Here is a 12,885-nt window from a genome sequence, read left to right on the forward strand (position 1 = left end):
TCGAAAGCCATCCGCTTCGCCTCGGGCATCTCGCTCAGGCGCAACAGCGTGCCTTTGTCTGTGCCCCGGAAGGTGCTGAACGGCAGCGCGCCAACGGTAGCGGGGGGCGCCCGCCCGGCCTAGCTCTTGCCGCCGATCCGGGGCTCTTCGCCTTTCAGCAGGCGTTTGATGTTGGCGTCATGGCGCACGAAGATCAGTGCCGCCAGCAAGGCGGTGACCAGTCCGGCCTGTGGCATACCGAAAACGGTCACGAAAACCGGGGCGAGCGCGGCAGCCACCAAGGCCGACAGCGAGGAAATGCGCCCCACGGCGGCCACCACCAGCCACGTTACGCACGCGGCGATCCCGGCAGGCCAGAACAGGGCCAGCAGCGTGCCGAGGAAGGTCGCCACGCCCTTGCCGCCCTTGAACCCCAGGAAGACAGGGAAGCAATGGCCAAGGAACGCGGTAAAACCCGCGATCTGCGCCGCGTCATCGGCCAGTGCATACCGCGCGATCAGCACCGCGATCCCGCCCTTGCCCGCGTCGAGCACCAGCGTAAGCGCGGCGGCGGGCTTGTTGCCCGTGCGCAGGACATTCGTCGCGCCAATATTGCCCGAGCCGATCTGCCGGATATCCCCCAGCCCGAAGACCCGCGCCATGACGAGGCCGAAGGGCACCGACCCCAGCAGGTAGGCCGCCAGAGCCGCGATGGCCAGCAGGCTGCCAGATGTCTCGAAAACAGGGGTCATGCGGCGTCCCTTTCAAATACGATGTCGCCCGCCACGAGCGTCATCAGAACCTTGCCTTCCATCCGCATTCCGTCAAAGGGGGTATTCTTGGATTTCGAGCGCAGGGTGAACCGGTCCAGCACGAAGGGCGCGTCGGGATCGAACAGCACGAGATCGGCAGGGGCGCCTTGGGCCAGTGTCCCGGCATCGAGGCCGAGCCGCCGCGCCGGGTTCAGCGCCATGGCGCGGAACAGTTGCGGCAGGTTCAGATCGCCCGCATGGTAGAGCCGCATCGCGGCCGGCAGCAGGGTTTCCAGCGCCACCGCGCCAGAGGCCGCGGCCTCGAACGGCAGGCGCTTGGATTCTTCGTCCTGCGGGGTGTGCATGGAGCTGATGATATCGAGCGTCCCGTCCGCCACGGCCTGCACCATCGCCAGCCGGTCATCTTCCGCGCGGAGCGGCGGCTTGACCTTGAAGAAGGTGCGGTAGTCGCCCACATCGAACTCGTTCAACGTCAGGTGGTGGATCGACGCGCCCGCCGTTACATCAAGTCCGGCCGCCTTGGCGCGGGCCAGCGCAGGCAGAGCGGCAGCGGTGGAAATCTGGTCGGCATGATACCGCACGCGGGTCATCTCGACGAGCGCCAGATCGCGTTCCAGCCCGATCCGCTCGGCCATCGGCGGCACGGCGGGCAGGCCCTTGAGCGAGGCGAATTTGCCCGACGTCACGGCGGCGCCGCCCGACAGGCCCGGTTCCTGCGGGTGCATGATGATGAGCGCGCCAAGGCCGCGCGCATAGGTCATGGCACGGGTCAGCACCTTGGTGTCGGTCACCACGTGGTCGCAATCGGTGAAGGCCGCCGCGCCCGCATCCAGCAGGAACCCGATCTCGGTCATCTCGCGGCCCGCGCGGCCCTTGGTCAGCGCGGCCATCGGCAACATGCGCACCGGCGATACCTGCTCGCCCCGGCGTTTCACGAATGCCAAGGCTTCCGGCGTGTCGATGCACGGGTCGGTGTCGGGCCGCGTCACCATCGTGGTCACGCCCCCCGCTGCCGCCGCCGCGCCTGCCGTGCGGATGGATTCCTTGTGGCGTTCGCCCGGCTCGCAGGTCTTGACGCCGATATCGACGATGCCGGGGGCAAGGCACTTGCCGCTTGCGTCAATCACCCTGTCCGCGTCCTTCGGCGGGGTGCCGGTGCCAATGGCAGCGATGCGCCCGCCCTTCACCAGCAGCCACCCGGTGGCGTCGCTCTGCGCCTCGGGGTCGATCAGGCGGGCATTGGTGAACAGACTGGAAGTCATCGGGCGTCCTCTCGCAGGCTGCGCTGTGCGTTTCGAAGCAGGTCATAAACCTGCCGGGCCTCGTCGATCCGGTGCAGGCCAAGCCGCGTCGTGGGGGCGGTGCTGCCCTTGAGGCGAAACAGCACCGAGCCGGGATCGCCCTCGCGCAGAAGGATGCGGTCGAGGTCGCGGATCGGCCAGCGTTTCAGGCTTCGTTTGCCCAAGACCTTGCGGGCGATGAACACCTGCCGATTGGTCAGGGTGTACCACGTCTGCCCGGCGGTGAAGGCGGGCCACAGCACGCGCCCGCCCAGCATCCACAGCCCCAGCAGGAAAAAGGGCACGCCGAACAACGGAAAAAACTGGAACGGCGCCGGAGCGTTGGTGCCTTGGGTCATCGCAGCCGCCATCGAGATCCAGAAGGCCGAGAAACCGGTGAAGATCAGGCCCATGGCCGTGAGCGGGCTAATTAAAGCGCGCCACTCGATCTGTTGCCGGGGCTGGCCCTGCCACAGGATGTCCTCTCCGGGGGCGAGAAGCCCGTCCCAACCGCCGGCCCCGCTCATATCGCGTTGCCTGCGCGGGCCATGGCGGCCTCGATCTCGGCCACAACGCGGGGCCGGTCCGACAGGTATTTGATCAGGTGCTTGTCGCCGGAATGGGTGATGAGTTGGACGGCGCTGCCGAGCGTTTTGATCTTGGCGATGTCTGTCAGGCGCACGTGGCGGTCCTCGGGGCCGGTCAGGTCGGTCTCGGTCAGCACCCATTCGGCGTGGGCGTCATCGGAGGCCAGGTAGAGCGCCCGCACCGCGATGGCAAAGAGCCCGCCGACCGCGCCGGTCCAGACAAAGGGGTTTCCCATCAGCCACAGCACGACCATGCCAAGCGCCATCGCGCCCGCAGCCATCCACGCGTGGTCGCGCCAGTAGGTCATGCGGTCGGCGCGGAAGATCGTTTGGTCAGACATAAACACCGCCCCCCTCTTGCCGCGTCGCGCGCAGGTTGCGCGCCAGAAGGTCCATCGCGGCCATGCGCACGGCGACACCCATTTCCACCTGTTCCTGAATGACCGAGCGGTTGATGTCGTCGGCGATGGTGCCGTCGATCTCGACGCCCCGGTTCATCGGGCCGGGATGCATCACGATGGCGTCGTCCTTGGCGCAAGAGAGCTTTTCGGCGTCCAGCCCGAAGCGGTGGTAGTACTCGCGTTCCGAGGGGATGAAGCCGCCGTCCATCCGCTCTTTCTGAAGCCGCAGCATCATCACCACGTCCGCGCCCGCAAGGCCCGCGCGCATGTCGTCATAGACCTCGACCCCCCAATCAGCGGCGCCTGCGGGGATCAGCGTGGACGGGCCGACCAGCTTTACCCGGTTTTCCATCTTGCCCAGAAGCAGGATGTTCGACCGCGCCACCCGGCTGTGGGCGATATCCCCGCAGATCGCGATATTGAGCCGGTGCAGCCGCCCCTTGGCGCGGCGGATGGTCAGCGCGTCCAGCAGCGCCTGCGTAGGATGTTCGTGCCGCCCATCGCCCGCGTTCAGGACGGCGCAGGTCACCTTTTCCGCCAACAGGTTCACGGCGCCGGAATGGGGGTGGCGCACAACCAGAAGATCGGGATGCATCGCGTTCAGCGTCAGCGCCGTGTCGATCAGGGTCTCGCCCTTCTTGACGCTGCTGGTCTGCATCGACATGTTCATCACGTCCGCCCCAAGCCGCTTGCCCGCCAGTTCGAAACTGGCCTGCGTCCGGGTGGAGTTCTCGAAAAACATGTTGATCTGGGTCAGCCCGGCCAATGCGTCGCCATGCTTGGCGGTGCCCCGGCCCATTTCGGCGTAGCGGTCAGCCAGATCCAGAACAGTTGTGATTTCGGTGGGGTGCAGGGGTTCGATCCCCAGGAGGTGACGCTTGGCGAAAGACATGGCAACCCATCCGTTTTGATCGCTTCGCGGTATAGGCAGCAGGGGCCTGCGGGGCAAGGGGGCGAGGACGCGTGCGTTTTGCCCATGGTGTATCGCATCAGGGCCTTGCCGCAACGGCAGAGCGCCCCTAGGGTCCGGATTTAAAGCAGTCAGCGCGAAGAGGTGCGAGATGAGTAAATTCGAGGCCCGTTTGGCCGACATGGGGATCACCCTGCCCGACGCCCCGGCCCCGGCCGCCAATTACGTGCCCTATGTGGTTGTGGGCGATCTGGTCTATGTTTCGGGCCAGATTTCCAGCGACGAGAATGGCCTGATCCTTGGAAAGCTTGGCGACGACATGGCGACCGAGGCCGGTGCCGCCGCCGCGCGCCGCTGCGCAATCAGCCTGTTGGCACAGGTCAAGGCGGCCTGCGGCGGCGATCTGGATCGTCTGACCCGCGTGGTCAAACTGACCGGTTTCGTGAACTCGACCGCCACCTATACCGAACAGCCCAAGGTCGTGAACGGCGCCTCCGACTTTCTTGTCGAAGCGCTTGGCGATGCGGGGCGGCACAGCCGGTCTGCGGTTTCCGCCGCGTCTCTGCCGCTTGGTGTCGCGGTCGAGATCGAAGGGATCTTCCAGATCGCATGACGCTGCCGGGTGTCTTCCTTACTGGTCCGATCGCGCATCGGGCCCTGCATGATGCTGCCGCCGGTCGGCCCGAAAACGGGCTGTCAGCGTTGCGTGCGGCTGTTGCCGCGGGCTATGGGGCCGAGTTGGATTTGCAACTGTCATCGGACGGCGTGCCGATGGTTTTCCACGACTACACGCTGGACCGGCTGACGCCCGAGACCGGCCCCGTCAACACCCGCAGCGCGGCCGAACTTGGCGCGATCCGGCTGACCGGCAGCGAAGACACGATCCCGACGTTGGCCGAGGCTTTGGCCGAGGTCGCGGGGCGCGTGCCCCTGTTGTTGGAATTCAAGGAGCAATCGCAGGTCATGGGGCCGGTGGACGGGGCGCTGGAACGGGCCGTGGCGGAATTGCTGGCGGGCTATGACGGACCCGTCGCGGTGATGAGCTTCAGCCCCTACGCGCTGGCCGCGTTTCAAAAGGTCGCGCCGCAGGTGCCCCTCGGCATGACAACCGGCAGCTACGATGACCCGGAATGGGCGCCCTTGGGCGAGGATCGTTTGGCCCGGTTCCGCAGCCTGCAAGACGCGCAGGATCTTGGCGCGTGTTTCATCAGCCAGTACCATAAGGACTTGGGTGATCCGAGGGTTGCGGCGCTGAAGGCCAAGGGGCTGCCGATCCTGTGCTGGACCATCCGTTCGCACGAGGAAGAGGCAGAGGCCCGCAAGATCGCAGATACCATCACCTTCGAAGGCTACCGGCCCGCCTGATCCGGGCCAGCCGATTGATCTTGCGGCCTGCCAGCCCATCTTGTGTCCAAGACCGCGCAAGGATCAGCCATGGACGGGGAAACCCAGATCGAGATTTCGGCCTTCGCAAGCCTAGCCGACATAGCGGCCGAGGACTGGGATGCCTGTGCCTGCCCGGAAACCGCCGATGGTAGGCCGCCCTGTGACCCGTTTACCACGCACCGGTTCCTGCGGGCACTGGAAGAGAGCGGGTCAGTCGGGCCGGGTTCTGGCTGGCAGCCGCGTTACCTGATGGCGCGGGCGGGCGAAGAGACCATCGCCGCCGCGCCACTCTATGCCAAGGGGCACAGCCAGGGCGAATATATCTTCGATCACAACTGGGCCCATGCCTATGAACAGGCGGGCGGGCAGTATTACCCCAAGTTGCAAATGGCAGTGCCGTTCACCCCCGCCACCGGGCGGCGGTTCCTGACAAAACCGGGGTGGCAAGGTGTCGGCCGTGCGGCCCTTGTGCAAGGGGCGGTGCAAATCGCCGAAAACAACCAGCTTTCCTCGCTTCACATTACCTTCTGCACCGAGGATGAGGCCGAGCGGGGCGCGGAAATGGGCCTGCTCCACCGCGTGACTCAGCAGTTTCACTGGGAAAACCACGACTACGGCAGTTTCGACGATTTCCTCGCCAGCCTGTCCTCGCGCAAGCGCAAGACGCTGCGCAAGGAACGGAGACAGGCGCAGGATTTTGGCGGCGAGATCGTGCAACTGACGGGTGATGACCTGCGGCCCGAGCATTGGGATGCATTCTGGCAATTCTATCAGGATACCGGCGCGCGAAAATGGGGGTCGCCCTACCTGACACGGGCGTTCTTCGATCTGGTGCAAGAGACGATGCGCGACGACGTGCTGTTGGTGCTGGCTATTCGAGATGGCGTGCCAGTGGCCGGGGCGCTGAATTTCATCGGGCGCGAAACGCTCTTTGGCCGCTACTGGGGGTGCATCGAACACCACCCCTGCCTGCATTTCGAGCTGTGCTATTACCAAGCCATCGACGCCGCTATCGCACGCGGGCTGAAACAGGTCGAGGCGGGCGCGCAGGGTGAACACAAGCTGGCGCGCGGATATTTGCCGGTTGCCACCCATTCCCTCCATTGGATGGCGGACCCGGGTTTTTCCGACGCCGTGGCGCGCTATCTGGAGGCTGAGAGGGCCGCGATGGAGGAGGATATCGAGATCCTCACCGCCTACGGCCCGTTCCGCAAAGCCCAAGTGGAGGAACAGGAATGACCGACAAGCTGACACAGACTGACCGCACCGAACGGCTCGCCCCGCTGATCGAGGCCGGATGGACCATGGTCGACGGGCGCGATGCGATCACCCGGACATACACGTTCGGTAATTTCGTGGAAGCGTTCGGCTTCATGACCAAAGCCGCCTTGTGGGCCGAGAAATGGAACCACCACCCGGAATGGTTCAATGTCTACAAGACTGTCGAGGTTACCCTGACCAGTCATGACGTGGACGGTTTGAGCGCCCGTGATGTGAAACTGGCGGCCAAGATGGACCAGTTGGCGGGGTAACGAAGGTATCGGGCTGTGCCGGGGAATCTGCGGCGGTGCCGGATGAAACGCCGGCGCGCCGCAGGTTTCGGGACATCGGGGGCGTCTTCGTCGCCCCGGATGTCGCGTGGTCAGGCCTGATCGGCGGCCTGTCGCGCGATCTGCGGGATCTCGCTGCGGTGAAAGCCAAGGTCGGCAAGGTCGCGATTGCTGAGCGCCTGAAGTTCGTACACCGTCCGGTTGTAGACGGCCCGGCGGGCGGCACGCTGTTCCAGCATGTCACGGATTTCTTGAATGCGCGCTTTCAGTCCGAACCGGTCCAGACGCGCGACGTCGCTGTGTGCATAGGCCATTTGAAGCCTCCTTTTAAATGCCGACGCCGGATTGCATCGACACCCCGATAGATAGGCCAATGCTGCGGCTGCACAATCGACAAGCTCGAATTGCTGCCATGCAGCAATGTCAACGCTAACAGCCCGGTCTGGCGCAGTTTAGGGCAAGATGACCACGAACTGCGCAGTCGGTGGCCAGATCAGGACCGCAACGAAACGGGGCGCCGCATCGGGCGCCCCGTCGCATCAGATCTTTTCCAGCAGTTCCTCGCCCACGGTCAGCTTGCAGGCGCCGCCTTCCTCTTCGAGGTTCAGGACCGTTACCACGCCGTCCTCGGCCATCAGGGCAAACCGTTGGCAGCGGTCCAGCAATCCGATGGCGGGTACGCTGAAGTCCAGACCGATGGCCTTGGTGAACTCTGCCGACGGATCGCCCAACATGGTGATCCCCGCCTCATGTGCGCCGCTGGTGTCACCCCATGCGGCCATCACGAACGGGTCGTTCACGGCGATGCAGATCACCTCGTCCACGCCCTTTTCGGCGAAGGTCGGACGGGTCCGCATGAAGCTGGGCAGATGGGTCGCGTCACAAGTGCGGGTAAATGCGCCGGGCAGGCCGAACATCACCACCTTGCGCCCGGACAAGACAGGGGCCAGCGGCACCTCCTCCGGTCCATTCTCGCCGAACCTCAGCAAAGTGGTCTCGGGCAGGCGGTCGCCAACAGAAATTGCCATGGTTTTCCTCACGCGCTTGTTGCATTACCGAGGCGATATAAGGCTGTGCCGCCGCCGGGCCAGACAAGGGGAGAAAATTCATGTCGCATATTGTCGTGATCGGGGCCGGTCAGGCCGGATCGTCGCTGGTGTCCAAGCTCAGAACCCTCGGATTCGACGGCGACGTGACGTTGATCGGCGCCGAACCGGCGCCGCCCTATCAACGCCCGCCGCTGTCCAAGGCCTACCTGTTGGGCGAAATGGAGCGTGAACGGCTCTACCTGCGGCCCGAGGCGTATTACGGCGATAACGGCATCGCCCTGAAACTCGGCCAATCCGTGACTGCCATCGACGCCGCGGCCAAGACGGTGAGTGTGGGTGACGACGTGATATCGTACGACCAACTCGCGCTGACCACCGGCTCGATCCCGCGCCGTCTGCCCGCTGCCATTGGCGGCGATCTCAAGGGTGTTTTCACCGTGCGTGACCTGGCCGATGTCGATGCCATGGCGCCAGAAGTGACCGAAGGCGGCCGGGTGCTGATCGTCGGCGGCGGCTATATCGGGCTGGAGGCCGCGGCGGTTTGTTCCAAGAAGGGCATGAAGGTGACCCTCGTGGAAATGGCCGACCGTATCCTGCAACGCGTGGCCTCTCCTCAAACCTCAGACTATTTCCGGGGGCTACATACCGCGCATGGCGTCGATATCCGCGAGGGAGTCGGCCTCGACCGTCTGACCGGAGAGGGTCATGTTTCGGGCGCGGTGCTGTCTGACGGCAGCGAATTGCAGCTCGACATGGTGATCGTCGGTGTCGGCATCGTGCCCGACGCGCGGCTGGCGGACCTGGCCGGGGTGGCGCTGGAAAACGGGATCAAGACCGACTCTTACGGGTGCACCTCGGACCCGTCGATCTGGGCGGCTGGCGATTGCGCGAGCTTTCCCTACAAGGGCAACCGCATCCGTCTGGAGAGCGTGCAGAACGCCATCGACCAAGCGGAATGCGTCGCGGCCAATATGATGGGCGCGGGCAAGGATTACATGCCCGAGCCGTGGTTCTGGTCCGACCAGTACGACACCAAGTTGCAGATCGCGGGGCTGAACACCGGCTATGACGACATCGTCACCCGCAAGACCGACGACACCTTGTCGTTCTGGTATTTCACGGGCGATCAGTTCCTTGCGGTAGACGCGATCAACGATCCGCGCGGCTACATGGTGGGCAAACGGCTGCTGTCGATGGGCAAATCGCCCGACAAGGCCGCCGTGGCCGATGCGGCGACGGATCTCAAATCGCTGCTCAAGGCGTGAGGATCATCGCGGGCGCACAGAGGGGCAAGCGGCTGGCCTCGGTCGGCAAGGGCGATGCGGGCGCGCATCTGCGCCCCACGACCGACCGTGTGCGCGAGAGCCTGTTCAACCTGTTGGTCAATGGCGGTTATGGCGACCCGGTGACGGATGCCCGCGTGCTCGACCTGTTTGCAGGCACCGGCGCGCTTGGTCTGGAGGCCCTGTCGCGCGGTGCGGCGTTCGCCTGTTTCGTCGATGACGGGCAGGCCGCGCGGGCGCTGTTGCGCGAGAATATCGGCCTGTGTGCCGCGCAGGGAAGTTCCAAGGTATTCCGCCGCGACGCCACCAAGCTTGGCGACGTGCAACAACCGCCCTTTGACCTCGTCTTCCTTGATCCGCCCTATGGCAAGGGGCTGGGGGAAAAGGCTCTGATAGCGGCAATTGCGGGGGGCTGGCTCTTGCCCGAGGCCTTGATCGTGTGGGAGGAAAGCACCGCCCCCGTGCCGCCTGCGACCTGCGACCTGCTCGACCAGCGCCGCTACGGTGATACGGTTCTGACCATTCTGCGCTACCTAGGACAAGGTTCATGACCCGCCCCGACCTGGTGATCTTCGACTGTGACGGCGTGCTGGTGGACAGCGAGACCGTGTCCAATGTCGTGTTGGCCGAAAACCTTTCCCGCCACGGGTTGCCGATGACGCCTGAAGGATGTCTCGATCTTTTCGTCGGTGGCACCATGCGCTCGGTTGGCGAGCAGGCGCGGGCATTGGGTGCCGATCTGCCCGCCACCTGGGTTGATGACATCTACGAGGAAATCTACGCGGCGCTGCGGGCGGGCGTCGATGTGATTGCAGGCATCCCCGAGCTTCTGGACGGTCTTGACGCGGCTGGCATCCCCTACGCGGTCGGGTCGAACGGCAGCGACCGCAAAATGCAGATCACCCTCGGCCAGACCGGCTTGATGCCGCGGTTTGGTGATGCAGTTTTCTCTGCACATACGCTCGGCGTGGCCAAGCCGGATCCGGGCCTCTACCTTGCTGCGGCCGCCCATCACGGGGTCGATCCGACCCGCGCAGTGGTGGTCGAGGATAGCGCGACCGGCGTCCGCGCCGCGCAAGCGGCGGGAATGCGCTGCCTCGGATACGCGGCGCATGACGACGGGGCACGGTTGGCGGCGGTCGGTGCCGAGGTTTTCGAGTCCATGTTCCACGTGCCCATGCTGATCGGTCTGGCGGAGGCTGCGGAATGATTCTGCCCGAACATCATTGTCCCGGTTGCGGCGTGGCCCAAAAGGCCAGTCCGCGTTATCCATGGCATTTCTGCCAAGAGTGCCTCGGCCTCGCCGTTGATGCGCGCGGGCAGCACCTGGAATTTGCCAACGCCTCAGTCTCCGGCGATCTGGTCTGGCGGCGTGTCGGCGATAGTGACTGGCAAAACGCACAGCATGTCCTGTGCCTGATCCATGATCGGCCCGTTCTGGTGCACGAGGCCCGTTTCGGTGGCGTCGTGGCCGAGCCTGTGCCGGAAATTCCGCTGACCGGGCTGAGTGGCCTTATCGACCTGCGTCGTGGGGGCGGAAACAAGAGCTAGGGGTTCTTGTCCCCGAGGTCACAATATGCGACCGTCGCGAGCAATCATAACACCAGAGCAGCCCGATCCGACAGACCATGCCGGCCCCTTCCGAATTGCTATCCACCGTTTTCGGCTTTTCCGCCTTCCGCACCGGACAGGAGGAGATCGTCGATGCCGTGACCGCAGGCCGCAACGTGTTGGCGATCATGCCCACGGGCGGCGGCAAATCGCTGTGCTTCCAACTGCCCGCACTCTGCCGCGAGGGGCTGACCGTGGTGATTTCGCCGCTCATCGCCCTGATGCGCGATCAGGTTAGGGGCCTGCGCGAAGCGGGGGTCGAAGCGGGAGCGTTGACCTCGGGCAATACCGAGGAAGAAACCGACGCCGTCTGGCAGGCGTTGGAGGCGGGCACGCTGAAATTGCTCTACATCGCGCCGGAACGGCTGGCTTCGGGCGGGACCGAGCGGATGCTGACCCGCGCGGGCGTCAGCCTGATTGCCGTGGACGAGGCGCATTGCGTCAGCCAATGGGGCCATGACTTCCGCCCGGATTACCTGAAGATCGGCGAATTGCGGCGGGCGCTGAATGTGCCGCTCGCGGCCTTTACCGCGACCGCAGACGCCGAAACGCGGGCCGAGATCGTGACCCGGCTGTTCGACGATGTGGCGCCAGAGACCTTCCTGCGCGGCTTCGACCGGCCCAACCTGGCCCTCGCCTTCGAGGTCAAGAACCAGCCGCGTCAGCAGATCCTCAGCTTTGCCGCCGCGCGAAAAGGGCAGTCCGGCATCGTCTATTGCGGCACTCGCGTCAAGACCGAGACGCTGTCCAGGGCGCTGCGCGAGGCGGGACACAATGCCTGTCATTACCACGGCGGCATGGATCCCGCCGAAAGGCGCGCGGTTGAAACCCGATTCGCGCAAGAGGACGGGTTGATCGTTGTGGCGACGGTGGCCTTTGGCATGGGGGTCGACAAGCCCGATATCCGGTGGGTGGCCCATGCCGACCTGCCGAAATCCATCGAGGCCTATTACCAGGAAATAGGTCGTGCTGGCCGCGATGGCGCGCCCGCCGACACGCTGACCCTGTTCGGCCCCGACGACATCCGTTTTCGCCGCCAGCAGATCGACGAGGGGCTGGCGCCCGCCGAACGCAAATCCGCCGACCACGGGCGCCTGAACGCGCTGCTTGGCCTGGCCGAGGCCACGGGGTGCCGCCGTCAGGTCTTGTTGCGGTATTTCGGAGAAGATCCCGCGCCTTGCGGGAATTGCGACCTTTGCACCGATCCGCCGGACCTGTTCGAGGCGGGCGTCGCCGTGCAAAAGGCACTGTCGGCCATGCTGCGCACCGGCGAAAGCTTTGGCGCGGGGCATCTGATCGACATTCTGGTTGGGGCCGAAACCGACAAGGTCCGCCAGCGGGGTCATGATGCTCTGCCCACGTTCGGTGTCGGGACAGAGTTCGACCGGCGCGGCTGGCAGGCGGTGTTTCGGCAGATGATGGGCCATGACCTGGTGCGGCCCGATGCCGAACGCTACGGCGCGCTTCGAATGACCGACAAGGCCCGCCCCATCCTGCGGGGCGAGGAGGGGATCACCCTGCGCCGCGACACGATCCGCAAGGCCGCGCGCCGCCCCGCCGTCAAGATGCTGGTCAGCGAAGAGGATGCGCCGCTGCTTTCGGCACTCAAGGCCAAGCGTCGCGCCTTGGCGGAAGAGGCGGGGGTGCCCGCCTATGTCATCTTTACCGACAAGACGCTGATTGAAATGGCCGAGACACGGCCCGAAACGCTGGACCAGATGGCGCGGATCAGCGGCGTCGGCGCCACCAAGCTGGAGCGGTATGGCGCGACCTTCTTGCAGGTCATCACCGGCGAGGCCCCGGCGCCTGAACATCCGATGCGGCGCAGGCTGGCCGGGCGCGATGCGGGGCCTATATACGACCAACTGATGCAGGCGCAGATGGATCTGGCGCGGGGGGATATGGGGACCGAGAAGTTCCTCTCTTGCACCAATTCCACCTTGCGCCAGATTGCCGAACGTCGCCCCGGCACGATAGCAGACCTCGCCCGCATTCCGGGTATGGAGAAGGTCAAGATAGACCGCTTCGGCGTGGCATTTCTGGATGTGTTGGCGCAGGTAGGCGAGTGACAGGATT

Annotated in this window: 16 protein-coding genes; 9 read left to right on the forward strand and 7 right to left on the reverse strand. The window is 65.0% G+C overall.

Annotation, left to right across the window (positions count from 1 at the left end; all coding sequences use genetic code 11):
- Positions 1-119 precede the first annotated feature (119 nt).
- The 5 genes from plsY to BKY27_RS10880 are packed head-to-tail and all read right to left on the reverse strand — an operon-like array spanning position 120 to position 3,912.
- Entirely contained in the window at positions 120-731 is a 612-nt protein-coding gene (plsY, locus tag BKY27_RS10860; protein WP_071674503.1) for a glycerol-3-phosphate 1-O-acyltransferase PlsY, read from the reverse strand.
- Positions 728-2,014: a dihydroorotase gene (gene pyrC, locus BKY27_RS10865; RefSeq protein ID WP_071674504.1), complete on the reverse strand. Its 1,287-nt coding sequence runs from the start codon at positions 2,012-2,014 to the stop codon at positions 728-730. The genes plsY and pyrC overlap by 4 nt, the downstream gene beginning before the upstream one ends.
- Entirely contained in the window at positions 2,011-2,559 is a 549-nt protein-coding gene (locus BKY27_RS10870) for a YdbT family protein (RefSeq protein WP_071674505.1), read from the reverse strand. The genes pyrC and BKY27_RS10870 overlap by 4 nt, the downstream gene beginning before the upstream one ends.
- Positions 2,556-2,960, reverse strand: a complete 405-nt coding sequence (locus tag BKY27_RS10875) for a hypothetical protein (protein ID WP_071674506.1) — start codon at positions 2,958-2,960, stop codon at positions 2,556-2,558. The genes BKY27_RS10870 and BKY27_RS10875 overlap by 4 nt, the downstream gene beginning before the upstream one ends.
- Entirely contained in the window at positions 2,953-3,912 is a 960-nt protein-coding gene (locus BKY27_RS10880; protein ID WP_071674507.1) for an aspartate carbamoyltransferase catalytic subunit, read from the reverse strand. Before BKY27_RS10880 ends, BKY27_RS10875 begins: the two co-directional genes overlap by 8 nt.
- Before the next feature lie 169 nt (positions 3,913-4,081).
- Here BKY27_RS10880 and BKY27_RS10885 point away from each other — a divergent pair, with 169 nt between their 5' ends.
- From BKY27_RS10885 to BKY27_RS10900, 4 genes are all read left to right on the forward strand, one after another.
- Positions 4,082-4,543, forward strand: a complete 462-nt coding sequence (locus tag BKY27_RS10885) for a RidA family protein (RefSeq protein ID WP_071674508.1) — start codon at positions 4,082-4,084, stop codon at positions 4,541-4,543.
- The gene (locus BKY27_RS10890) at positions 4,540-5,295 is read left to right on the forward strand and encodes a glycerophosphodiester phosphodiesterase family protein (RefSeq protein WP_071674509.1); all 756 of its coding nucleotides are present in this window, start codon (positions 4,540-4,542) and stop codon (positions 5,293-5,295) included. Before BKY27_RS10885 ends, BKY27_RS10890 begins: the two co-directional genes overlap by 4 nt.
- Before the next feature lie 69 nt (positions 5,296-5,364).
- The gene (locus tag BKY27_RS10895) at positions 5,365-6,555 is read left to right on the forward strand and encodes a GNAT family N-acetyltransferase (RefSeq protein ID WP_071674510.1); all 1,191 of its coding nucleotides are present in this window, start codon (positions 5,365-5,367) and stop codon (positions 6,553-6,555) included.
- Positions 6,552-6,848: a 4a-hydroxytetrahydrobiopterin dehydratase gene (locus BKY27_RS10900; protein WP_071674511.1), complete on the forward strand. Its 297-nt coding sequence runs from the start codon at positions 6,552-6,554 to the stop codon at positions 6,846-6,848. The genes BKY27_RS10895 and BKY27_RS10900 overlap by 4 nt, the downstream gene beginning before the upstream one ends.
- A 110-nt stretch (positions 6,849-6,958) precedes the next feature.
- On the opposite strand, the gene BKY27_RS10905 is transcribed toward BKY27_RS10900, so the two are convergent.
- Together BKY27_RS10905 and BKY27_RS10910 are read right to left on the reverse strand one after the other, a co-directional pair.
- Positions 6,959-7,180, reverse strand: coding sequence for a DUF1127 domain-containing protein (locus BKY27_RS10905; protein ID WP_071674512.1), 222 nt, complete (start codon positions 7,178-7,180; stop codon positions 6,959-6,961).
- A gap of 225 nt (positions 7,181-7,405) precedes the next feature.
- Entirely contained in the window at positions 7,406-7,894 is a 489-nt protein-coding gene (locus BKY27_RS10910) for a peroxiredoxin (protein WP_071674513.1), read from the reverse strand.
- An 80-nt stretch (positions 7,895-7,974) separates the two neighbouring features.
- Here BKY27_RS10910 and BKY27_RS10915 point away from each other — a divergent pair, with 80 nt between their 5' ends.
- The 5 genes from BKY27_RS10915 to recQ all read left to right on the forward strand — a co-directional run bounded on the left by BKY27_RS10915 (position 7,975) and on the right by recQ (position 12,878).
- On the forward strand, positions 7,975-9,180 hold the full coding sequence (locus tag BKY27_RS10915) for an NAD(P)/FAD-dependent oxidoreductase (RefSeq protein ID WP_071674514.1): 1,206 nt from the start codon (positions 7,975-7,977) through the stop codon (positions 9,178-9,180).
- On the forward strand, positions 9,177-9,749 hold the full coding sequence (gene rsmD, locus BKY27_RS10920) for a 16S rRNA (guanine(966)-N(2))-methyltransferase RsmD (protein ID WP_071674515.1): 573 nt from the start codon (positions 9,177-9,179) through the stop codon (positions 9,747-9,749). The genes BKY27_RS10915 and rsmD overlap by 4 nt, the downstream gene beginning before the upstream one ends.
- Positions 9,746-10,408 carry an HAD family hydrolase gene (locus tag BKY27_RS10925; protein WP_071674516.1) on the forward strand — a complete coding sequence of 221 codons (663 nt, stop codon included), beginning with the start codon at positions 9,746-9,748 and terminating at the stop codon, positions 10,406-10,408. The genes rsmD and BKY27_RS10925 overlap by 4 nt, the downstream gene beginning before the upstream one ends.
- Positions 10,405-10,749: a hypothetical protein gene (locus BKY27_RS10930; protein WP_071674517.1), complete on the forward strand. Its 345-nt coding sequence runs from the start codon at positions 10,405-10,407 to the stop codon at positions 10,747-10,749. Before BKY27_RS10925 ends, BKY27_RS10930 begins: the two co-directional genes overlap by 4 nt.
- A gap of 77 nt (positions 10,750-10,826) precedes the next feature.
- Positions 10,827-12,878, forward strand: a complete 2,052-nt coding sequence (gene recQ, locus BKY27_RS10935; RefSeq protein WP_071674518.1) for a DNA helicase RecQ — start codon at positions 10,827-10,829, stop codon at positions 12,876-12,878.
- The last annotated feature ends 7 nt before the right edge of the window (positions 12,879-12,885 follow it).

This window comes from Nioella nitratireducens, assembly GCF_001879715.1.
GTDB lineage: Bacteria > Pseudomonadota > Alphaproteobacteria > Rhodobacterales > Rhodobacteraceae > Nioella > Nioella nitratireducens.